The sequence below is a fragment of the Rhizobium sp. YAF28 genome (assembly GCF_052113285.1).
Taxonomy (GTDB): domain Bacteria; phylum Pseudomonadota; class Alphaproteobacteria; order Rhizobiales; family Rhizobiaceae; genus Rhizobium.
This window is the reverse complement of the sequence record NZ_JBFRCX010000004.1, coordinates 413,510-434,514: the sequence shown is the minus strand read 5'-3', so window position 1 is coordinate 434,514 and position 21,005 is coordinate 413,510. Positions and strand designations below refer to the sequence as shown.

20 protein-coding genes are annotated in these 21,005 nt (G+C 60.1%); 7 read left to right on the top strand and 13 right to left on the bottom strand.

Going from position 1 to position 21,005, the window contains the following annotated elements; all coding sequences use genetic code 11:
- Positions 1 to 15: 15 nt before the first annotated feature.
- The 9 genes from cheD to AB4Z13_RS12140 form a co-directional block, all read right to left on the bottom strand.
- The gene (cheD, locus tag AB4Z13_RS12180; protein ID WP_007816127.1) at positions 16 to 570 is read right to left on the bottom strand and encodes a chemoreceptor glutamine deamidase CheD; all 555 of its coding nucleotides are present in this window, start codon (positions 568 to 570) and stop codon (positions 16 to 18) included.
- A complete protein-coding gene (locus AB4Z13_RS12175) occupies positions 567 to 956 on the bottom strand; it encodes a response regulator (protein ID WP_007816129.1) in 390 nt (129 codons plus the stop codon). The genes cheD and AB4Z13_RS12175 overlap by 4 nt, the downstream gene beginning before the upstream one ends.
- Positions 956 to 2,002 (bottom strand): protein-glutamate O-methylesterase CheB, encoded by a 1,047-nt coding sequence (gene cheB, locus AB4Z13_RS12170; RefSeq protein ID WP_113323613.1) that lies wholly within the window; start codon positions 2,000 to 2,002, stop codon positions 956 to 958. The genes AB4Z13_RS12175 and cheB overlap by 1 nt, the downstream gene beginning before the upstream one ends.
- Positions 1,999 to 2,910: a protein-glutamate O-methyltransferase CheR gene (cheR, locus tag AB4Z13_RS12165; RefSeq protein WP_439014083.1), complete on the bottom strand. Its 912-nt coding sequence runs from the start codon at positions 2,908 to 2,910 to the stop codon at positions 1,999 to 2,001. Before cheR ends, cheB begins: the two co-directional genes overlap by 4 nt.
- Complete coding sequence (locus AB4Z13_RS12160) at positions 2,907 to 3,374, bottom strand: chemotaxis protein CheW (protein WP_439014082.1); 468 nt, start codon at positions 3,372 to 3,374, stop codon at positions 2,907 to 2,909. Before AB4Z13_RS12160 ends, cheR begins: the two co-directional genes overlap by 4 nt.
- 6 nt (positions 3,375 to 3,380) lie before the next feature.
- Positions 3,381 to 5,678, bottom strand: a complete 2,298-nt coding sequence (locus AB4Z13_RS12155) for a chemotaxis protein CheA (protein WP_439014081.1) — start codon at positions 5,676 to 5,678, stop codon at positions 3,381 to 3,383.
- A gap of 18 nt (positions 5,679 to 5,696) precedes the next feature.
- The gene (cheY1, locus tag AB4Z13_RS12150; protein WP_003570362.1) at positions 5,697 to 6,062 is read right to left on the bottom strand and encodes a chemotaxis response regulator CheY1; all 366 of its coding nucleotides are present in this window, start codon (positions 6,060 to 6,062) and stop codon (positions 5,697 to 5,699) included.
- Complete coding sequence (locus AB4Z13_RS12145; protein WP_007821057.1) at positions 6,059 to 6,355, bottom strand: STAS domain-containing protein; 297 nt, start codon at positions 6,353 to 6,355, stop codon at positions 6,059 to 6,061. Before AB4Z13_RS12145 ends, cheY1 begins: the two co-directional genes overlap by 4 nt.
- Positions 6,356 to 6,418: 63 nt before the next feature.
- Complete coding sequence (locus tag AB4Z13_RS12140; RefSeq protein WP_439014080.1) at positions 6,419 to 8,047, bottom strand: globin-coupled sensor protein; 1,629 nt, start codon at positions 8,045 to 8,047, stop codon at positions 6,419 to 6,421.
- 650 nt (positions 8,048 to 8,697) lie between these two features.
- Between AB4Z13_RS12140 and AB4Z13_RS12135 the strand changes: the two genes are divergently transcribed.
- A complete protein-coding gene (locus AB4Z13_RS12135) occupies positions 8,698 to 10,122 on the top strand; it encodes an ArnT family glycosyltransferase (protein WP_439014079.1) in 1,425 nt (474 codons plus the stop codon).
- Between the two features lie 6 nt (positions 10,123 to 10,128).
- Here AB4Z13_RS12135 and AB4Z13_RS12130 read toward each other — a convergent pair whose 3' ends face one another.
- The gene (locus tag AB4Z13_RS12130; RefSeq protein WP_439014078.1) at positions 10,129 to 10,434 is read right to left on the bottom strand and encodes a helix-turn-helix domain-containing protein; all 306 of its coding nucleotides are present in this window, start codon (positions 10,432 to 10,434) and stop codon (positions 10,129 to 10,131) included.
- 34 nt (positions 10,435 to 10,468) lie between these two features.
- Here AB4Z13_RS12130 and ybaL point away from each other — a divergent pair, with 34 nt between their 5' ends.
- The 4 genes from ybaL (at position 10,469) to AB4Z13_RS12110 (ending at position 16,174) form a co-directional block, all read left to right on the top strand.
- Positions 10,469 to 12,289, top strand: coding sequence for a YbaL family putative K(+) efflux transporter (gene ybaL / locus AB4Z13_RS12125; RefSeq protein ID WP_439014077.1), 1,821 nt, complete (start codon positions 10,469 to 10,471; stop codon positions 12,287 to 12,289).
- A 54-nt stretch (positions 12,290 to 12,343) separates the two neighbouring features.
- Positions 12,344 to 12,724 (top strand): hypothetical protein, encoded by a 381-nt coding sequence (locus AB4Z13_RS12120; protein ID WP_439017169.1) that lies wholly within the window; start codon positions 12,344 to 12,346, stop codon positions 12,722 to 12,724.
- Between the two features lie 84 nt (positions 12,725 to 12,808).
- Positions 12,809 to 15,361: a protein translocase subunit SecD gene (gene secD, locus AB4Z13_RS12115; RefSeq protein ID WP_439014076.1), complete on the top strand. Its 2,553-nt coding sequence runs from the start codon at positions 12,809 to 12,811 to the stop codon at positions 15,359 to 15,361.
- A 96-nt stretch (positions 15,362 to 15,457) separates the two neighbouring features.
- Positions 15,458 to 16,174, top strand: coding sequence for a sensor histidine kinase (locus tag AB4Z13_RS12110; protein WP_439014075.1), 717 nt, complete (start codon positions 15,458 to 15,460; stop codon positions 16,172 to 16,174).
- A 70-nt stretch (positions 16,175 to 16,244) separates the two neighbouring features.
- On the opposite strand, the gene AB4Z13_RS12105 is transcribed toward AB4Z13_RS12110, so the two are convergent.
- The 3 genes from AB4Z13_RS12105 to AB4Z13_RS12095 form a co-directional block, all read right to left on the bottom strand.
- The gene (locus AB4Z13_RS12105) at positions 16,245 to 16,682 is read right to left on the bottom strand and encodes a response regulator (protein ID WP_007821076.1); all 438 of its coding nucleotides are present in this window, start codon (positions 16,680 to 16,682) and stop codon (positions 16,245 to 16,247) included.
- 30 nt (positions 16,683 to 16,712) lie between these two features.
- Positions 16,713 to 17,417, bottom strand: a complete 705-nt coding sequence (locus tag AB4Z13_RS12100) for a response regulator transcription factor (RefSeq protein WP_439014074.1) — start codon at positions 17,415 to 17,417, stop codon at positions 16,713 to 16,715.
- A 457-nt stretch (positions 17,418 to 17,874) separates the two neighbouring features.
- The gene (locus AB4Z13_RS12095; RefSeq protein WP_439014073.1) at positions 17,875 to 18,246 is read right to left on the bottom strand and encodes a response regulator; all 372 of its coding nucleotides are present in this window, start codon (positions 18,244 to 18,246) and stop codon (positions 17,875 to 17,877) included.
- A 258-nt stretch (positions 18,247 to 18,504) separates the two neighbouring features.
- On the opposite strand from AB4Z13_RS12095, the gene AB4Z13_RS12090 reads away from it, so the two are divergent.
- Both AB4Z13_RS12090 and AB4Z13_RS12085 read left to right on the top strand, forming a co-directional pair.
- A complete protein-coding gene (locus tag AB4Z13_RS12090; RefSeq protein WP_442206015.1) occupies positions 18,505 to 20,592 on the top strand; it encodes a sensor histidine kinase in 2,088 nt (695 codons plus the stop codon).
- Positions 20,579 to 21,004 carry a response regulator gene (locus AB4Z13_RS12085; RefSeq protein WP_007821084.1) on the top strand — a complete coding sequence of 142 codons (426 nt, stop codon included), beginning with the start codon at positions 20,579 to 20,581 and terminating at the stop codon, positions 21,002 to 21,004. The genes AB4Z13_RS12090 and AB4Z13_RS12085 overlap by 14 nt, the downstream gene beginning before the upstream one ends.
- Position 21,005: the final 1 nt, after the last annotated feature.

Here is a 21,005-nt window from a genome sequence, read left to right as displayed (position 1 = left end):
TAAAAATCCTCGCCATTAAAAGAATTCGATACTGGTCTCGGCGGGCTTCTGCGGAGCGGCGGGACGCTGCTCGAGAGCGACGGTTTTCTGCGTTTCGGCGCCGGTCAGGGGGTATTGCCGGGCACGGCCGGAAACCGGCCAATATTCGATCTTGCGTCCATGCTCACCGCCGGTGCTGGAGCTGACCACCGGAATGCCTTCATCCCTAAGGAACTGCACGGCGAAGGCCGCGTTCTGCTCGCCGACATTCGAGAATGTCGAGATCGTCTTCGCTCCTCCGAAGATCTTGGCCTCCAGCCGGTCGCGTCGCGCGCCCTTTTTCAGGAGGCCGTTGATCAGCAGTTCCATGAGATGTACGCCGTATCGCGTGGCATCGCCGCCGGTCATCGGGGTGTTGCCTGTCCCCGGCAGCAGGAAGTGGTTCATGCCGCCAACACCAGCGACAGGATCTCTGAGGCAGGCTGCCACGCACGACCCAAGGATGGTCGTGAGCACCGCATCCGGGTCGCTCAGGACCTTATATTCACCCTGAATGATGTGCACGCGGCGGGCCGCACCCTCAGTGATCATTTCAGGGCTCCAAACACGGCTTCGATAGCCGCTTTCATCTTTTCGATGGTGAAGGGCTTGGCCAGAACGTTGTTTGCGCCGAGCTGCGCTGCTTTGGTCACCAGCGCACGGTCGCCCTGTGCGGTGAGGATGATGAAGGCCGCCTTCTTGGTGTTCGGATTGCTGCGGACTGCCTGCAGGAAGCCGATGCCATCCATCTTCGGCATGTTGAAGTCCGAGATCACGAGGTGGTGGGGCTGCTCCGCCATGATCTTCATACCCTGCTCGCCATCGCCGGCAGAGGTGATCTGCTTGAAGCCGAGCTGCGTCAGCGCGTCGCTGAGCAGCAGGCGGCTCGTAACCTGATCGTCAACGATCAGAACTTTGATTTTCTCCGCGATCGACATTATTCGGTCCCTTCCTTTCGGGCGGCTGTCATTTTCAATATTTCTTCGCCGATAGCAGCAAGCGGGAGCTGCTGTTCAACTGCGCCAAGTTCGTAGGCAACTCTTGGCATTCCGTAAACGACGCAGGTTTTTTCGTTCTGACCAAGCGTTCTGGCCCCTGCATGTCGCATTTTTAACAACCCGGCGGCGCCATCGCGACCCATGCCGGTGAGGATCACGCCGACGGCATTGCGTCCGGCGAGTTCGGCAACCGAATCGAAGAGCACATCGACCGATGGACGATGGCCATTGACCGGCCCCCGCTCGACCAGCCGGCAGCAAGGCGCCGATGCATTGGAGACCTGCAGATGACGCTCGCCGCCAGGCGCAAGATAGACCTTGCCGATCTCGAGACGGGCGCCATCGGTCGCTTCTTCCACGACCGGCGCGCAGAGGCGGTTCAGCCGTTCGGAAAAGCTCTTGGTGAAGGTCGGCGGCATATGCTGGGTGATGACGGTCGGCGGGCAGTTCGCCGGGAATTTCTGCAGCACGGCGATCAGGGCTTCCACGCCACCGGTCGAAGAACCGATCGCCACGATCTTGCGGCCGACGCGGAAATCGGCCACTGCGAGCGGCGTGACGGCGGCAGACTTGGCCGGCTTGGCGAAATTGCGCTGCGTGCGGGCGGCAGCCTTTACCTTCTCGACGAGGTCGCCGAAGGGGCGCGGCTCGCCCGGCTGCGGCTTGCCGACGCAATCGAAGGCACCGATTTCAAGGGCTGCGAGCGTCGCCTCCGCGCCGCGATGCGTCATGGTCGAGACCATGATGACGGGCATGGGCCGCAGGCGCATGATCTTTTCGAGGAAGTCGAGGCCGTTCATGTTCGGCATCTCGATATCCAGCGTTAAGACATCGGGGTTCAGCCGCTTGATCGCCTCGCGCGCCTCCAGGGCGTCGCCGGCCTGGCCTATGACGTTGACTTCGGGATCCGAACTCAAGACGGCCGAGATCAGGCCGCGCATGGTCGGCGAGTCGTCAACGACGAGAACTCTTGCCGGAGCGCTCATGCCTTCCTCCCGATACCCTTGGACGTATAGCGATAGGTGGTGATGCCGATATTGTCGAAGACGTGCTTGGCCTCGCCCGAAACGCGCTCGGAGTGGCCGATATAGAGATGGCCACCCTCCGGCAGCAGGCCGGCAAAGCGCTGCCAGATCTTCATCTGCGTCGGTTCGTCGAAGTAGATTACGACATTGCGGCAGAAGATGACGTCGAACTTGCCCTTGAACGGCCACTGGGCCATCAGGTTCAGTTCGTTGTAGGTGATGAGGCGCTTCACGCGGTCGTCGACCTGGAACTTGCGGCGTCCCTGCATCTCGACCTCGGTAAACCATTGCTTACGCATAGCGGGCGAGACGGTTTCCAGCGCGTTTTCGTCGTAGGCGCCGGCCCGGGCGATCGCCAGGATCTTCGGGTCGATGTCGGTCGCGAGGATCTTGAAGTCGTAGTCGGCAGCGTTCGGCATCATTGACAGAACGGTCAGCGCGATCGAATAGGGCTCCTGCCCATCCGAGGACGCAGCAGACCAGATGCGGACACGGCCGCCGGCGCGCGCCCGGTTCAGAAGATCGGGCAGCACATGGTCGCGCAAGTGTTCGAAATGATGGTTTTCGCGGAAGAAACGCGTGAAGTTGGTCGTCAGGTGCGACAGCATCTCGCGCCGGGCGGCGGCCCCTGCCGGCGAGGCGACAAGCTCGCAATATTCGCGAAACCCCGAAAGGCCGAGATTGCGGATGTGCTTCGACAGACGAGAGTAGACCAGCGAGGCCTTCGTCTCATTGAGATAGATTCCGGCATCCGCATAGATCATGGCGGCAATTTCCGAGAGATCGCGGCGCGTCAGCGGGTATTCCCCGCTCGCCAGAACCTCGTCGGCACCAGACTGCCTCTGATCTTTTACGCCAAGTGCGTTCATGCGGCTTCGCTTTCGGTGTCGGGGAACAGGGCTTCGAGTTCGATCAGGCAGATCATTCGCTTTTCGATGGAGAGAATGCCGCGGGCGAACTGACGCTGAAGGTCTGAGGAGATCTCGGGCGTGGGCTGGATGTCATCTTCATTGACGGTCAGAATGTCGGAAACAGCGTCGACCAGCAGGCCCACCGTTTTGCGGCGGACCTGGGCGACGATGATGACGTGGCGGGCGGTCGGATCGACCGGCTTCATGCCGAGTCGGCCCGACAGATCGATGATCGGCAGCACCGCGCCACGCAGGTTTATGACGCCAATCATATAAGATGGCGAGTGCGGCATCGCGGTCGCCGGGGTCCAACCCCGGATTTCGCGGACTGCCATGATGTTCACGCAGAATTCCTGATCGCCGATGCGAAACGCGATGAGTTCGCTTCCGCTGAGGGTCAGATTTTTTGCCGTGTACGACATTGCCTCTTATCCTACTGCCGCCAGAGACATTTCAGCCTTCAGGGACTGACCGCGCGAGGCGCCGACCACTGCGTCCACGTCCAGGATGAGGGCCACGCGGCCGTCGCCAAGGATGGTTGCTGCGGCAATGCCCGGAACGTGGGTGTAATTCGCCTCGAGGCTCTTGATGACGACCTGGCGCTGGCCCTGGATCGCATCGACCATGAGCGCGCGCTGACCGCCGCCTTCCGATTCGACGAGCAGTGCGACACCTTCGACCGGATTGGCCTGGGTGGCGCGGAAGTTCAGGATGCGACCGACATCGACCAGCGGGCAGAAGGAGTTGCGGATCGAGATCAGACGGTGGCTCGCACCGAAGGAGTGGATCGCAGCAGCTTCCGGTTGCAGGGTCTCGACGATGGCCGTCAGCGGTACGACCAGTGTCTGGCCGGCAACCGTGACCACCATGCCGTCGAGGACGGCGAGCGTCAGCGGCAGGCTCATGGTGAAGACCGAACCGTGGCCCGGCTTCGAGGTGATGTTGATACGACCGCCGAGTGCCTGGATCGAGCGCTTGACGACGTCCATGCCGACGCCGCGGCCGGAGATGTCGGAGATCTTGTCGGCCGTGGAGAAGCCCGGCAGGAAGATCAGGTTGTCGATTTCTTCATCCGACAGGTTGGCGTCCGCCGGGATGAGATCGTTCTGGATCGCCTTCTGGCGAACCTTTTCGCGGTTGATGCCGGCGCCGTCGTCGGCAAGCTCGATCAGGATGCGACCCGAACGATGTTTTGCCGTGAGGCGGACCGTGCCTTCAGTGTTTTTGCCGGCGGCGGCACGCTTTTCGGGCGTTTCGATACCGTGGTCGACGGCGTTGCGGATCATGTGCGTCAGCGGCTCGGCCAGCTTGTCGATGACCGTCTTGTCCACTTCGGTGTTTTCACCTTCGGTGATCAGGCGGATCGACTTACCGGTCATGTCGGCGATTTCGCGAACGATACGCGACATGCGCTGGAAGACCGGCTTCACAGGCTGGGCGCGGATCGCCATCACCGAGTCCTGGATCTCGCGGGTGAGCTGCTGCAGCTCTTCGAGGCCCATGTTGATCGAGGACGTGCCGGTCGTGTCGTTTTCGATGACGCTCTGGGAGAGCATCGCCTGGTTGATGACAAGCTCGCCGACGAGGTTGATCAGGCGGTCGACGCGATCGAGATCGACGCGGATCGTCTGGCCTGCACCGGCAGCGGCATTGTTCTGCGCCGCTGCACTTGCGGCGGCGGCAGCAGCGGCTGCCGATTCCTTCTTTTCGACGCGGGCAGCGGCAGCAGCCATCTGCGCGACGTTGGTCGCCGTTTCAGCGGCAGCAACGGCAGCAGCGGTGTCGTCGGCCTTGGTCTCGGCAGCGGCCGGCGCTTCGGAGGCCCCGCCATCGTCCAGGATCGAGAGATCGAATGGAACCGGGATCATCGGCAGTTCTTCGTTGGTCTCGCCCGGCTTGCTGTCTTCTGCCGGCTTCACGGTCAGATCGCAATCCCATTCGGCGAATTCGAAGACCGTGCGGATGGCGTCTTCGCCCTTGTCCGTCTTGATCGTGATGTTCCAGAAGAAATAAGCGCCTTCGGGATCGAGCTCCTCAAGGCCCGGCAGAGCATCGGTGTTGCAATAGATGCTCATCTCGCCGAGGCGGGAAAGATCACGCAGCAGAAGGGTGGCGTCGTTACCCTTTGAATAGAGTTCGAAGCGCGGCTTGAAGGTGATTTCATAGGCCGGCAGATCGATCGGCTTCTCTTCGCCACCGAAATCGTCGAAGGAGAAGGGGACCGGCTGGAAGCCGCTATCGTCGGTCGGCTTGGGAGCCGGGGCTGCGGCAACCGGAGCAGGAGCGGCCTTCGGGGCCGGCTTCGGCGCGGGCGCCTCGGGAACTGCCGAGGGAGACGGCAGCTCACCGTGGGCAAGCGCTTCCAGTTCCTTGACGAGGCCGCGGCTTCTGCTTTCATCAACGCTGCCGCCATCGCGGGCAGCATTGGTCAGGTCGGCGAGCACGTCGGCCGACTTCAGCATGACCTTCAGGACGTCCTGGTTAGGCTCAAGCTTGTTGGAACGAACGCAATCAAGTGTGGTCTCAAAGACGTGAGCGAAGGCGACGAGGTCATCCAGGCCAAAGGCGCCGGCACCGCCCTTGATCGAATGCACCGCGCGGAAGACCGCATTGACGGTTTCCGGGTCGCGATCGCCATCATTCATTTTCAGGAGACCGGATTCCAGTTCGGCGAGCTGTTCCTCGCACTCCTGGAAAAAGATCTCTTTGATTTCGTTCATATCCATAGGAGCAAATCCTGGGCTTTAAGCGGTTACACGCTCGATGGCATCGATCAGCTTGGCGGGGTCGAAGGGCTTGACGATCCAGCCGGTGGCACCAGCCTGGCGGGCGCGGTTCTTCTTTTCCGCATCGCTTTCGGTGGTCAGCACCAGGATCGGGATCGCACGGTACTTCTCGTTGCGACGGACACCTTCGATGAAGCCGAAGCCATCGAGGCGCGGCATGTTGATGTCGGTGACGATAACATCAGGATTGGACTCTTCGAGAACTTCGAGGCCCTCAACGCCGTCTTCAGCCTGGATCGTCTCGAAACCTGCATTGTTCAGCGTTACGAGAAGCATGTTTCGGATGGTGCGGGAATCGTCCACCGTCAGTACTTTCTTCTTCATTGCCGGATCTCCTTGGCAAGCAGATGGTCGATATTGACGCCAACCAGCTGCATGGTTTTTTGAAATGCGTCGGACACCTTCGAGAAGGTGATCGACTGCTTGTCCTGGTCCCAGGTCTTCTCGGCGGCCATCAGAACCTGGGCGCAAAGAGCGCCGATGCGTTCGACTGCCGAAGCATCGATCGCCAGAGGGTTTCCTCGCATGGAGAGAAGCTTGTCGCGCAATGCGGAAGCCTCATTGAGATCAAGAACCGCTGGCAACTCCAGCGTCTTGGCACTCTTCTTTGCTGCCATCAGCTTTTCCTTGTCCCCTTGTCCCCAACCCGCGAAAGCGAGCCGGCGTCATAATCCGATAGGTTAGTAAACATTCCGCCCACCTCCGGCGCTTGCGAGAGGCTGAAGCATGCTAAAATCGTCATTTTCGTAATCGTCTTCGACCACTTCCGGGCGAGCTGCGATCGCAACCGTCCGGGAGGCAGAAACACCCACCTGATGAGGCCGGGTTGCATAGGCATTTTCCCGCGCAATGCGGAATTCGCGGATCGTCTGGCCGAGTTCCAGAATGACCGTATGAAGATGATTGGCGCCTTCGGCTGAACGTTCCGCAAAGCCGGCATTGTCGGCGACTTCGCCGCCGAGGCCCTTAACGTCTGCGGTCACGGCTTCGAGACCGGCGGCGTGTTCACCCGTCTCGCCTGCGATGCCAGCGATTGCGGCATTGATGTCGGTCACCTGACGGACGATGCTGGCAATCGAATCCTGTGTGCGGCCGACCATCTGCACGCCGGCATCCACCTGTGTCTTGGTGGTGGTCACCAGCGTCTTGATTTCACGGGCAGCTTCTGCGGAGCGCTGGGCGAGCGCCCGCACTTCCTGCGCCACGACGGCAAAGCCGCGGCCGGATTCGCCGGCGCGGGCAGCTTCGATGCCGGCGTTCAAAGCGAGCAGGTTCGTCTGGAAGGCAATCTCGTCGATCGCACCGATAATTTGGCCGATCTTCTCCGCAGACTGTTCGATATCAGCCATGGCGCTGATCGCGCGGCCGACGACCTCACCGCTTTCCTCGACGGCCGCACGCGTCGCGGCAGCAGCCTGTTCGGCGGCTCGGCTGCCGGCTGCACCCTCGCGGACCCGCTCGGCGATGCCGGCAAGGGCGGCGGCGGAAAGCTGCAGCCGCCCTGCCTGACCGGAAGCGTTGCCGGCGAAGCTACGGGATGCGCCGGCGAGCGATTGCGTTGCGGCTTCCGCCTTCGCATTGCGTTCTGCAATTGCGGCAAATTCCGTCTGGAGGTTGTCGAGTGCGGCGTTCAGCGCGGCGGCAATGTCGGTGTGAGCGCCATCGACCGGTGCGCGCTGCGTCAAGTCCCGGGCTGACAGGCCTTCGATGACATCGCTGAAGATGCGGGCGACTTCCGCTTCACCTTCGGCACGCTGATCGGCGAGTGCGCGCTGCTGCGTGGAGCGCAGCGCATTGAAACGCAGCGAGACGGCGATTTCGACATCAACCATGACGATGCGGATGATTGAGGTCATCAGGTCGGTGATCTCGCGAGCACGCCGCTTGGCCGACGGCAGTACCGGGCGACCGGCCAGCTCATCGGCCAGACCGGAAATCACGTGTTCCAGCATGACGCCGTGGCCGGCCACGTGCCAGCGAGGGTCGAGGCCGATCTTGCTTTCGGTATCGGAGAGAACCTTGACGCGTTCTGCATAGAGGCTGTCGAATCGCGCATCCGTGAGCACGTCCCAGTGCGAGGACTGCAGGTCGTGGAGACGCTCGATCTGACGCTCGCTCTCGAAATTGCGCGAGGCATCCGGGAAGGACTGGAAACGATGGAAGAGATCGCGCAGGCCGGCCTTGAGATGGGCTTCAAGGGCGGGCCGGTTACGGCGAACCATCTCGCACTGGTCTGTGTTGAGGCCGGCAAAGCGCAGGCGGTCGCGCAGGCTGCCTGCCTGTGCTCCACGAGCCTGATCTGATGGCATATCCTGCCTCAACGCCTATCCCCAACCACTTTCCGGGCGAACCCGGCCAAAAACCTTCGCAGATTCCGATGAATGCGATACGCAGAGGTGCTCTTCGCCACCGGTCGCAACCGAGGGACTGAAGCCTCCTGATCAGCAATTCTGTTTCGGAGCTGCCTGAAGAAGATGGATACCGGATCGACCCGGTACGGCGGTACGGCGTCATGCCTGGTGGGAACGAGTGCATCTTCCCATTCCGACGTGTAAACCAATGTTTATGGTTAATTCCTTGCTTGAAGGTTAATAAGCCATTCCCGTCGGTAGCTTTTGAGACAATTGGGAGAGTTCACCTAGTAAATACTGGCGCAGAGTTGCATCGCTGCTACAAGGCACACGCAAGCTTTATGTTATAGACCCGTTTTATAGAGCCTGACATGACGTCAATAAGGAAAGAGAAATGATAGTTCTCGGAATGGGTTCCTGCCTGATCGCCCTCTCGATCGCCGCAGCCGTTGCCCTCCTCGACCTGATCGCGACACACCGCGACAACCGCACGCTTCGCGTCTTCTAAGAGGTCACTGCGCCTTAAATCTACCTTTACCTTTCCCGTTGGCAGCCCGGCACCGTTGGTGTATCGACACGCGCTCCTGTGTCAGCGGAAGTAAGGGATTATGTCAGCTCGGACCGGCCTCATCATCATATTGGCGTTTACGATCTTCCGCATCGTGACGCTGCATTTCGATACGACGGACCTTTTCGTCGATGAGGCGCAATACTGGTTCTGGTCGCAAAACCTCGACTTCGGTTACTATTCCAAGCCGCCGATGATTGCCTGGGTTCTCAGGATCTTCACCGAGCTTGCCGGCTCCAGCGACATTTACTGGCTGCGGCTTCCCGGCCCCCTCTTCCACATGGCGACCGCGCTGGTGCTGATGAAAATGGCGAAGCGCTTCATCGGGCCTGAGATCGAAGGCTGGGTCGGCGCAACCTATATCACGCTGCCGGCGGTTGCGCTTTCTTCGGTGTTCTTCTCCACCGACGTCATCCTGCTCTTCTTCATAGCCATTGCGCTCATTGCCTATTTCGAACTGACGCAGCGCCGCTCCGTCGGGCTTGCACTTCTCATGGGTGTCGGTGTCGGGCTGGCGTTTCTTACGAAATATGCCGTGCTCTTCCTTGTGCCCGGCGGAGCGATTGCGCTGCTGCTCATTCCGTCGGCGCGGATTTCGGTGCGCGATTTCATCATCGCGGTCGTCACCTCCGCGGTCATCGCGTTCCCGAACCTGTGGTGGAACCTCCAGCACAACAATACGACGGTGCGCCACACGCAGGATATCGCCCACTGGAACGATCTCGGCAGCAATATCCGCGGCGGGCTGGAATTCTTCTCCGCGCAGTTCGGCGTTGTCGGCCCGATCGTCTTCTTCGCCACGCTCTGGGCCGTCTGGAACATGATCCGCGGCCGCAGTGAACCGCGTGAGAAGATGCTCGTCTGGCTCTCGATCCCGGTCGTGCTGCTCATTACCCTGCAGGCAACTGTCGCCAAGGCCTATGCCAATTGGGCCGTAACGGCCTATGTGGCAGGTATCGTGCTGGCGGTCTGGCTGCTTCACCGCCTGTGGCCGAAGGGTCTCAGAACCTCGCTCACCATCAATGGCGTTGCCTGCCTGCTCTTCCCCTTCGCAACTATCTTCGCACATCAACTGGTGCTGCCAAACGGCAAGGAAGTCATGCAGCGCTATCTCGGCCGGGCCGAAGTAAGCCGCGCAGCCGCTGATCTTGCCGCGCAGGCCGGCGCCGGCATCATCGTCACCGACAACAGGGACATGGTCGCCGATCTCTTCCACACGCTGAGAGCCGCACCCTACAAGATATATGCCCGTCCGCCGGCCGATCTGCCGGACAGCTATTACGAACAGGAATTCGCCCTCCCGGCCGATACCAGCGGGCAGGTTCTGTTCCTGACCTCCAAGCCGCTGAGTTGCGCGAACGAAACGCCGGAAATGCTGAAAAGCTGGCAGCCGGAAAAAGGCAACTACAGAGGCGATACGATCTATGTCTATAAGGTCGGTGCGGCCTGCCTGATGCAGCCCTAAGGCAGCTCAGTTCACCGGGCCGGGCAGGCAGAGGCCGATTCCGCAGCCTTCTATTTCGATAAATTTTACGCCACCCTCCTCGAAGGCAAGGCGCAGCTGCGCCTCCGTCGCACGATGGATTTCGTGGTGACGGCCTTCATAGTCGCGTATCGTGCTACGGGAGACGGCAGCCTTCTCAGCGAGGTCCGCCTGCGTCCAATCAAGCAGACCACGAGCCGCGCGGCACAAAGCGGGCGTCAGAATTGTTTCTTTTGCACCTTGACCCATAATTTCAAACCACCCATATTGGTCAATATAAATCAAATATGTCATGTTTTGAACAGGATTTCCAGATCGGGAGAGAGCGATGCCCCACGATACGCCTTTGATTTCAACAATCGTCGGCGGCCTTGTGCTGGCATTTATCCTGGGCGCGCTCGCCAATCGCCTGCGCCTGCCCCCTCTCGTAGGATATCTTGTCGCAGGAGTTCTCGTCGGTCCGCACACGCCGGGTTTCGTTGCCGATCAGAGCCTTGCGCCTGAGCTTGCGGAAATCGGCGTCATCCTGCTGATGTTCGGCGTCGGCCTGCATTTCTCACTCAAGGACCTGCTTTCCGTGCGCGGCATCGCGGTGCCGGGTGCGGTCGTGCAGATCGGCTTCGCCACGCTGCTCGGCTGGGGTCTTGGTGCTTTCATGGGATGGCCGACGGGCGGCAGCCTCGTATTCGGCCTAGCGCTTTCGGTCGCCTCCACGGTCGTGCTGCTGAAAGCCCTGCAGGAGCGGCGTCTCGTCGAGACGGAGCGTGGGCGCATCGCCGTCGGCTGGCTGATCGTCGAAGACCTTGCCATGGTGCTTGCGCTGGTGCTCATCCCGGCGGCCGCCAGCATCACCGGCGATGGTCATGGCCCGGTCGAGCCTCTCTCGGCGGGCCTCAACCGGATTTTCGGCCTCGATCTCGGCGTCGGCGGCATCATCGCCATGACGCTGGTTAAAGTGGCGCTGTTCGTCGCCCTGATGCTGGTCTTTGGCCGTAAGCTCATTCCCTGGACCATGCACCGCATCGCTCATACCGGTTCGCGTGAACTCTTCCGCCTCGGCGTGTTGGCAATTGCTCTTGGTGTCGCCTTCGGCGCGTCCAAGCTTTTCGGCGTATCGCTGGCGCTCGGCGCCTTCTTTGCCGGCATGGTTCTCGCCGAAAGCGAGCTCAGCCATCGAGCCGCCCAGGAAAGCCTGCCGCTTCGCGATGCCTTCGCGGTGCTCTTCTTTGTCTCCGTCGGCATGCTCTTCGATCCGAACATCCTGATCGAGCGACCGCTGCCGCTGCTTGCGACGGTCTTCATCATCGTGATCGGCAAGTCGATCGCAGCCTTCCTGATCGTCCTGCTTTTCAAGAAGCCGGTCAGTACGGCGCTGACGATCTCGGCGAGCCTCGGGCAGATCGGCGAATTTTCCTTCATTCTCGCCGCCCTCGGCGTCGATCTCGGCTTGCTGCCGGAGGAAGGGCGCGACCTTATCCTTGCCGGCGCGATCATCTCGATCATCATCAACCCGCTGCTCTTCTTCGTCTGCGACCGCATCCGGCCACTGCTGGAAAGCCCGAAGCGCGAGGAACCGGCCACCGAGACTGCTCCGGCCACTGAGGTTTCGCCGGCACCGGAAGAGGCCGTGGCCGACAGCGACGAGGTCCATCCGACAGCGCTGAACCGCCATGCGATCCTTATTGGTTACGGCCGTGTCGGCAGCATCGTCGGCCAGAACCTCAAATCATCAGGCACGCCCTTCCTCGTCATCGAGGATTCAGACAAGCGCATCATTGAATTGCGCGCGCAAGGCGTCGAAGTCATCCCCGGCAACGCCGTTTCTCGCGAAACACTTGATCTCGCCAACATCGCCGGCGCCCGCAGCCTCGTCATCGCCATCCCAAACGCCTTCGAGGCCTGCAGCATCGCCGAGCAGGGCCGCACCATCAATCCATCGATCCTGATCGTTGCACGCGCCCATTCCGACGCCGAAGTGGACGAACTGCGGCAATACGGCGCCGACACGGTGATCATGGGAGAGCGGGAAATTGCGCTTGGCATGGTTGACCGGCTCGCCCAAGTGCATCATGACAGTGCACCCTATGAAGACGGACCTTCGGCTGGTACAATCGTGCCATCGGTGGAGTATCCGCCGGAAAAACAATGAGAGATTGCCGCGCCTTTGAGCCGATCTGGGAGTGAAATCGCCGATACAGGGGAGATGGTGCTGGAACAGCGCCGTCTGGCAAGCCGTATTGCCGCCTCCGTCGTCGTTGCGATCTTTGCTTATCTCGGCCTGCTTTTCGGCGGCAATATCGTCATCGGCCCGTCCGCAGCACCGAACAGCCTTTCCTCTTCCAGCCGGGATTCGCAGCAGACGCAGGTTACGGCGCGAGACGCCATCCGCGGCCTGCTGATCAGTGATCGCAAGGCCGCACCGAAACAATCGCTCCAGGATACCGGCCCGGCGGCGCTTACCATTGTTCCTGCATTGCAGTTCGCCGACTGGCGCGCTGCCACGGGGGCAGCTGAATTCGATGCCCCGCTGCCCATTGCGGCAGCCAGGGCCCACCAGCCGCGCGCACCGCCGCAAGCTGCCTGAATCAAACGCCTTCGGGCGCTTCTGATCCATAGACATGCCGCAGCGCGGTTGCGCCGGCCCAAGCATTATCCAAGGATTTAAAACATGCGCAATTCACCATGGCTGGTGTTCACCTATACGGTGATCATCGTGCTCGGCCTGTTGATCGCCCTGCCGAATGCGCTGCCGCAGAGCGTGCTGCAGCGCATCCCCTCCTGGCTGCCGCACAGCCAGGTTTCTCTCGGTCTCGACCTTCGCGGTGGTTCACACCTCGTGCTCGAAGTCGATGAAGCCGACCTCACCAAGGAGCGCCTGAATTCGCTCCTGCAGGACGCACGCCGTGTGCTGCGCGAAAGGAACATCCAGCCGAAGTCGGTTGTCCGCAACAATAACAACATTGTTGTTTCGCTCGCCGATCCGTCGCAAAGCGATGCGGCCGTCACCCAGCTTCGCACGCTCGGCAATGTGATCGCCAGCGGCATCAGCGCCGGCCAGTCCGATCTTGCAGTCACAGCCGATGGCGGCAACATCACTATCGGCTTCTCCCCGGCCGGTATTTCGACAAACGTCGACAATGCCGTCACGCAGAGCCTTGAAGTCATCCGCCAGCGCGTCGACCAGGTCGGCGTTGCCGAGCCGACGATCCAGCGTATCGGCGCCAACCGCATTCTCGTGCAGCTTCCGGGCGCGCAGGATCCGTCCCGCCTTCGCGAACTGCTCGGCTCCACCGCCAAGATGTCCTTCCACATGCTCGCCCCGAACGGCCAGGCCGGCCCGGGTGTGACGATCATGAAGGACGACGAGGGTAACAGCTACCCGGTTCTCGACCGCGTCGAGATTTCCGGCGACCGCCTCTCGGATGCCCGCGTCAGCTTCGACCAGAGCCAGCAGCCGGTCGTCACCTTCCGCTTCGACAGCGCCGGTGCAACCCGCTTTGCCGAAATTACCCGCCAGAACGTCGGCAATCCCTTCGCGATCGTCCTCGACGACAAGGTGCTGAGCGCGCCCGTCATTCGCGAGCCGATCACCGGCGGTTCCGGCCAGATCTCGGGCAACTTCTCGACTGATAGCGCCAACACGCTCGCCGCCATGCTGCGCGCCGGCGCCCTGCCCGCCAAACTCACCGTCATCGAAGAACGCACCGTCGGCGCCGACCTTGGCGCGGATGCGATCCGGATGGGCCTCTATGCCGGCGTCGTCGGTTTCGCGCTCGTCGCCGCCTTCATCTTCGTGCTCTACGGCACCTGGGGTATTCTGGCGAACACCGCGCTTCTCATCCACACGATCCTGACCTTCTCGGCGCTGACGCTTGTCGGCGCGACGCTGACGCTGCCCGGCATCGCCGGCGTCGTGCTCGGCATCGGCCTTGCGGTCGACGCGAACGTCCTGATCAACGAGCGCATCCGCGAAGAAAGCCGCAAGGGCAAGAGCGCCTTTGCCGCCATCGACACCGGCTTCCGCCGCGCCTATTCGACCATCATCGACGGCAACATGACGGCGCTGATCGCCGCAGCCGTCCTGTTCTGGTTCGGCTCCGGCCCAGTTCGCGGCTTTGCCGTAACCATGGCGCTCGGCCTGATCATCTCGATGTTCACCTCGGTCGCCTTCGTGCGCGTCACGATGATCGAGATCACCCGCCGCCGGAAGATGAAGACGATCAACATCAAGCCGATGTTCTCCTTCTTCAGCCCCTACGACAAGCATATCCAGTTCATGAAGGCCCGCTTCCTCGGCGTGACCGTCTCCGCATTGCTGTCGATCGCCTCGATCGCACTCTTCGTCTATCCGGGCCTCAACTACGGCGTCGATTTCCGTGGCGGTATCCAGATGTCGGTGAAGACACAGGACGCTGCCGATCTCGGCCGCTTCCGCGAAGAACTGAACAGCCTTGGCCTCGGCGAAGTGGCCCTGCAGTCCTTCGGTGACAACAACACCATGCTGGTGCGCGCGCAGCGCCAAGAAGGCGGCGAAGAGGCACAGACGGCAGCCGTGACCAAGCTCAAGGCCGAGATCGTCAAGATCGACCCGTCGGCAACCGTCACCGGCACCGATGTCATCGGTCCGAAGGTCAGCGGCGAGCTTGCCTGGGCAGGTATCCTGTCCGTCGTGATCGCCAGCCTCGCGATGCTGTTCTACATCTGGTACCGCTTCGAATGGCCTTTCGCCGTCGGCGCCATCGTCACGCTCGTGCTCGACGTGACGAAGGTGATCGGCTTCTTCGCGCTGACCGGTCTGGACTTCAACCTGACGGCTATCGCCGCCATCCTGACGCTCGTCGGCTACTCGGTGAACGATAAGGTCGTCGTCTACGACCGTATGCGTGAAAACATGCGCCTCTACAAGTCGATGCCGCTGCGCGAAATCATCGACAAGTCGATCAACGAGACGTTGGCCCGAAGCCTCTACACCAATGCGACAGCCTTCCTCTCGCTCCTGCCGATGGCAATCTGGGGCGGTAGTGCGGTGGAAAGCTTTGCAGTGCCGATGGCTTTCGGAATTCTCGTCGCCGCCGCTTCCTCGGTCTTCATCGCAGCACCGATCCTGCTCTTCCTCGGCGACTGGCGCCGCCGCCATGCCAAGGCAGTGGCAGCTTCGAACGATGCAGCCGTGGAAATCATTCCGCCGGATGCAGGCCAGCCGCGCAAAACGGCAGGCTAAACCGTCGATATTTAAGGTGGACTTGGAGAGGGCGCCGGTTGCACAGCCGGCGCCCTCTTTCTATGTTCAGTTCAAAGAGATCGGGAGCACCGCGACATGTCATCCAACCCGACGGCGAAAAAGCCGGAAGCCGGTTCCACCGGGGATCAGGAGGAGCGCATCAAACGCTTCCTCGCGACCGCCTCGCATGACCTGCAATCGCCGCTCCGCCATATCGCCATGTATGCGGAAATGCTGCTCGACGATCTGGAGCCGACGCTCGACAGCGAACAGCTGCAGAGCCTCAGGATGATCATGGACAAGGCCCAGACGGCGCAGAGGCTGACCAAGGCATTGATGAGCCTTGCGGGAACGACGCCGCAGATTACAATCGGTGACGTGCGCCTCACCGACGTTGCGCAAGAGGCCTGGAAGCAGTCGCTGGAGGAATTTCCGGTGAACGGCGCGGCACTTGATGCGGACAATCTGCCTCTCATCCGCAGCGATGCCGCACTTCTGACCATTGTTCTGAGGCACCTCTTCTCCAATGCGTTGACATATCATGGCGCCGCTGCGCCCCACGTCACCGTGACGGCCGCACGGGAAGGTGCGGACTGGCGCATCATCGTTGCTGATAACGGCTGCGGCATCGAACCTGCCTATCGGGAGAAGATCTTCGATGCCTTCTGGAAGCTGCCGAAAGCAGGCAGCGTGCCCGGACCGGGGCTTGGCCTGACAACCACGAGGGATCTGCTCGGCGCGTTCGGCGGCGATATCAGGCTCGACCATTCCGATGAGAGCGGCAGCCGCTTTGCGATCCGCCTGCCGGCTTAGGGCGCCGTGCGTCCATTCGGACGCACAAAGGACGCTCTAACTCTTTGAATCTACGCATCAGGCTTTCCGGTCAGATGCTGTAATCATCCTTCCAGAAATCCGGGACATCATAGGTCACGTATTCCCGGATGATGTGCTGTAGCGTCTGGACGTCGATCTCATCTTTGCCGATGCGGAAATCGACGCCGTAATCGGGGAATTCCTGGAAATAGTTACCAGATATATCGGTCGAGACGACACCGATCGGGCCGGTATAGCCGATGCCCCTGAGTTCAGGTACGGTCTCGCGAAAATCCGCATTCGGCAACAGGCGGTTGTCGAGAAGGATGAGATCGAAGCGAGCGGCCTTTATCTTGTCCAGCGCATCACCGATCGATTGAGAATATTCGACATCGACACGCGGTTCGGAGAGATCGGCGATCTTCTTTTTGAGCGAACGGAATTCGATAAACTCGTCATCGACGAATAATACCTTTACCGCATTCCTGCGCGTTGCTTCCGCACTCATCGTTTCAGCTTTCCCCGAAATGAAACCAGCTCACGAAACCAGACCGTTTCGCAACGCAATCGCCACCATATGAACGCGGTTGACGGCATCGAGCTTCCGGACGGAGGCCGTGATATGGGAATTGACCGTATGTTCCGAAAGACCGAGGATTATGGCAATCTCCGCAGAGGTCTTGCCTTCGCTCGTCCATTTGACGATTTCGGTTTCGCGCTGCGTGAGCCGACCGGATATTTCCTGCGTCAGGATTTCCTCATACAGCTTGTCGAAGATGCGCATGGCATCGAGCAGAATATCCGCCACCTCGCCCTGGTCCGGCTCCTGACGCTGGCCGGCGAGCACCAGGCAGTAGCGACGTCCTTCCGGCGTAAACAGTGGAATGAAAAGGAATGTGTTGCCGCTGAATTCATTAAAGACGAGGTCTGGCGGGTAGCCTTCTATCGCCGCACTTTTTCCATGCACCGGTGTCGTCAAAAACTGCGCCGTCCGCGCCTTGGCGGTTCCCAGCGCTTCCTTGAGGGTCTTGACAAAGAGGCTCATGCGCCGTTCGGCGACATTGGTGATGACGACATCGCGTTCGCCGAAAGGAGTTGCAGCCTCCGAAATGCGCGCCAGGGTAAAATTGTCGAAATTGTAGTGCTGTGCGGCCGCCTTCAGCAGGCGAAAAAAATCCGTGCGATTGATAGCCCGGCTAAGTTCCGGACCGGCATGAAAGGGAACTGCGGCAGCACTGGTCATTCCCACCACTCCTCCTCCCCAATTCTCATTCCGACGATCCCGAAATCTTGGGATATACGTCTTAAGCGCGAACAGCTACAAAAATTGCGAGATAGTTGATGATCGATAACGAAATGGGGACTTTCGATATCGCAGGCAGAGACATCTCAACTACAGGTGATGCGTAGGACAGTTTACTCGAATAGTAGCTCTTACCTAGGTATCCCAATCTCTCCGTATTCAACATCCATGGATGCGGAAGACAGTGCCAGAAGTAAGCGCGGGAGAGCCGGTCGGGCCATCAGCTAAGGGGTTGGCTGACGTTCGTGGCGGCGAACAGGGATCGGGCGGCTCTCTCAGTGCTTTTTGGTTTTCTTCTCTTCGGGTGCAGTTTGAAATGCACTGCCAGGCTTGTCAATTGTGCTTTCTTGCAGGCGTCGCGCACTTTTTGCATGCAAATAAATTGCGCTTTCTGCAATCACCGATTGCCGATGATCCTAGCAAAGTCCAGCGGCTTCTCAAGGTAGAAATCGGCACCGGCGGCAAGTGCCCGTTCTCGGTCCTCCACCGCATCCGAACCGCTGCACACGCCGAGCTGCATGGTGGAAAAGCGATCATCCTGTCGCAGCCGCGCGATCAGCCCGCTGCCGCTGTCGAGAGGCATGTAGAGATCGGCGATCAGTATATCCGGCGCGCCTTCGCCTCTTTCCAGACGCTCCTCAAGCGCCTCGAATGCAGCCTGTGCGGTCGGGAAACAGAATAGATCAACATCCACCTGTTGTTTCTTTCGGATATAGTCGAGATAGAAGAGATCATCCCTGCTATCGTCGACGTAAAACAAGATCGACATCTGGCACCACAATCCGGATATTGTTTCTGATGTTCTGCACTGTCCTTCACTGAGACATTAACGCCACTTCACTAAAATTCGATATCGACCTTTAGGGATTTACTGTCGAAAAAGCATGTTTTGCGCAACAATCTGCCTATTGAGTATTCGTAGATTTCGGAAAAGATGGCTCGCCAACAAGGACATGGCGGAGAGGTGATGCAGGTGCGGGATACTGCTACATCAGGACGAGACGGGGCGGAAAGCGGTCGCTACCGCATGGTCGCGCTCGTCATCGGCTACCTGCTGGTCCTGCTCGGCCTGACGGCGCTGACCGGGTGGCTGCTGGAGGTCGAAATCATCATCTCGATCGTGCCCGGCTTTCCGTCCATGGCATTCAATACCGCCATCTGCTTCGTGCTGTCGGGTATCGGGCTTGCCACGTCGATGGAGACAGGCAAGCCTAACCGCATCGTGCCCGTCATTGCCTGCAGCCTTGCCGCCCTGCTTTCCGCGGTGCGCCTAACAGAGATCATCACGCTCGGCCGCACGATACATAATGTCGATGTGTTCCTGACGCAGTTTTTCATCTCTCCAACCTTTGTCGAGCAGATCGGCGGCGGCATGGGGCCGAACACAGCGCTGATCTTCCTGATATCAAATCTTTCCATTCTCTTTGCGCTCTATGGGAAGGAGCCGCGCGGCCAGCTTGTACAGGAACTCACCAGCTATATCGCGATCACGCTCGGCATGATCGCGCTTGCCGGATACGTCACAGATGCCGAACAGGGATATCGCTGGGGTCCCTATGCCGCGATGGCCTTGCCTACGGCTATCGGTCTGGTGGCTTTCGGTTGCGGGCTTCTCGCCAGATCCTGGTGGATGTTGCCAACCAACAGGGCACAGATCCCCCTCTGGATACCGGCATCGATCTGTTTTACCGGCCTCATCGTCGATCTCTATACGCCGCTTGGCGTGGCAAACGGTATTCTCTATGTCCCGCTCGTGCTGACGGCGCTCTGGTTCGGTAATCGCAACGCGCCGATGTTATTCGCCTTCGTCTGCACTGTCCTGATCCTGCTTGGCTTTTTCGCCGTCAACCATGCTGAGAATGATTACTGGCGGGAAGCCACCAATCGCTCGATCACGGCAGCAACGCTCTGGCTGATTGCCATTTTCGTCTTCTATTTCATGCGCAACAGCCAGCATCTGGAAACCGAGCGCATCCGCTTCAGCGCGCTGGTACGCAATACGCCTGACGCCGTGATCTCCATCGACGAGGTCGGGCGGATCATGAGCTTCAATCCAGCCGCCGAGACCATGTTCGGTTACACGCCGCAGGAAGTGATCGGCAACAATATCAAGATGCTGATGCCGGAACCCTATCATTCCGAACATGACGCCTATCTCGGCAATTACCGGCGCACCGGTGAGGAACGCATCATCGGCACGACGCGCATGGTCTCCGGCCGGCGCAAGAACGGCGTGGTCTTCCCAATCGACCTCTCGGTCAGCGCTGTCGTCGGTGGCTCGGGCAAGACCTTCGTCGGTATCGTGCGCGATATCAGCGAGCGCATGCGGCAAGAGGAGCGGATGAAGACGACGCTTGCGCAGCTCGAGGCATATACGGCCGATCTCGAACGCTCCAACCACGATCTCGATGAGTTCGCCTATATCGCCTCGCATGATCTCAAGGAACCGCTGCGCGGCCTGCACAATCATTCGCGTTTCCTGCTGGAAGATTATGAGGAGAAGCTCGACGAAGACGGCGTGCGCCGGCTTAACCGGCTTGTCCGGCTCAGTCAGCGCATGGAAAAGCTCGTCAACGATCTTCTCTATTTCTCGCGCATCGGTCGCCAGCAGCTCGCGGTCAAAAGAACCGATATCGGTTCGATCATCCGCGACGTCGTCGCCACCATGGAGCTTTTTCTGGAGGAGCGGCATGCGAAGGTCGTCATCGACGGGATGCTGCCGGAGGTCGTCTGCGATGCCCCGCGGCTAACCGAGGTATTCCGCAACCTCGTCACCAATGCCATCAAATACAACGACAAGCCCGTGCCGCTCATCAGCGTCGGCCATCTGGAACGCTATGCCGGCAAGGACGGGACGACGGTCCGCAACGTCTTCTACGTGAAGGACAACGGCAAGGGCATACCCCAAGAATTCCACGAGGATATTTTCCGCATTTTCAAACGGCTTGAAAAATCGCAGGATTCCGAGGACGGCACCGGCGCAGGGCTCACCTTCGTGCGCAAGATCATTGGGCGTCACAATGGTGAGATATGGCTGGAGTCGGACGTAGGCATCGGCACGACATTTTACTTTACTTTGGGAAGGAAGCGCGAGGGCCAGAATGCTGCAGCGTGACACGCAACCGATCCTCATCGTCGAGGACAGCGAAGACGATTTCGAAGCAACGATGCGGGCCTTCAAGCGCACCAATCTGCGCAACCCCATCCGCTGGGCAGCCTCCGGTCAGGAAGCGCTCGACGTGCTCGCCACCATGGCGCCGAAGCCCGGCCTCATCCTGCTCGACCTCAATATGCCGGGTCTCGACGGGCGCAAGACACTTGAGGCGATCAAGTCCAATGCGCATTGGCGCAAGATCCCGGTCGTGATCCTCACGACATCGGACGACGAGCGCGACATCGAGGGCTGCTATGCGCTCGGCGCCAACACTTATGTACAGAAACCGGTCGATCTCGACGGACTATTCGCCGCTATCCAGCGGCTCAAGGAATACTGGTTCGAAATCGCAATCCTGCCCCTAGAGGACTGAC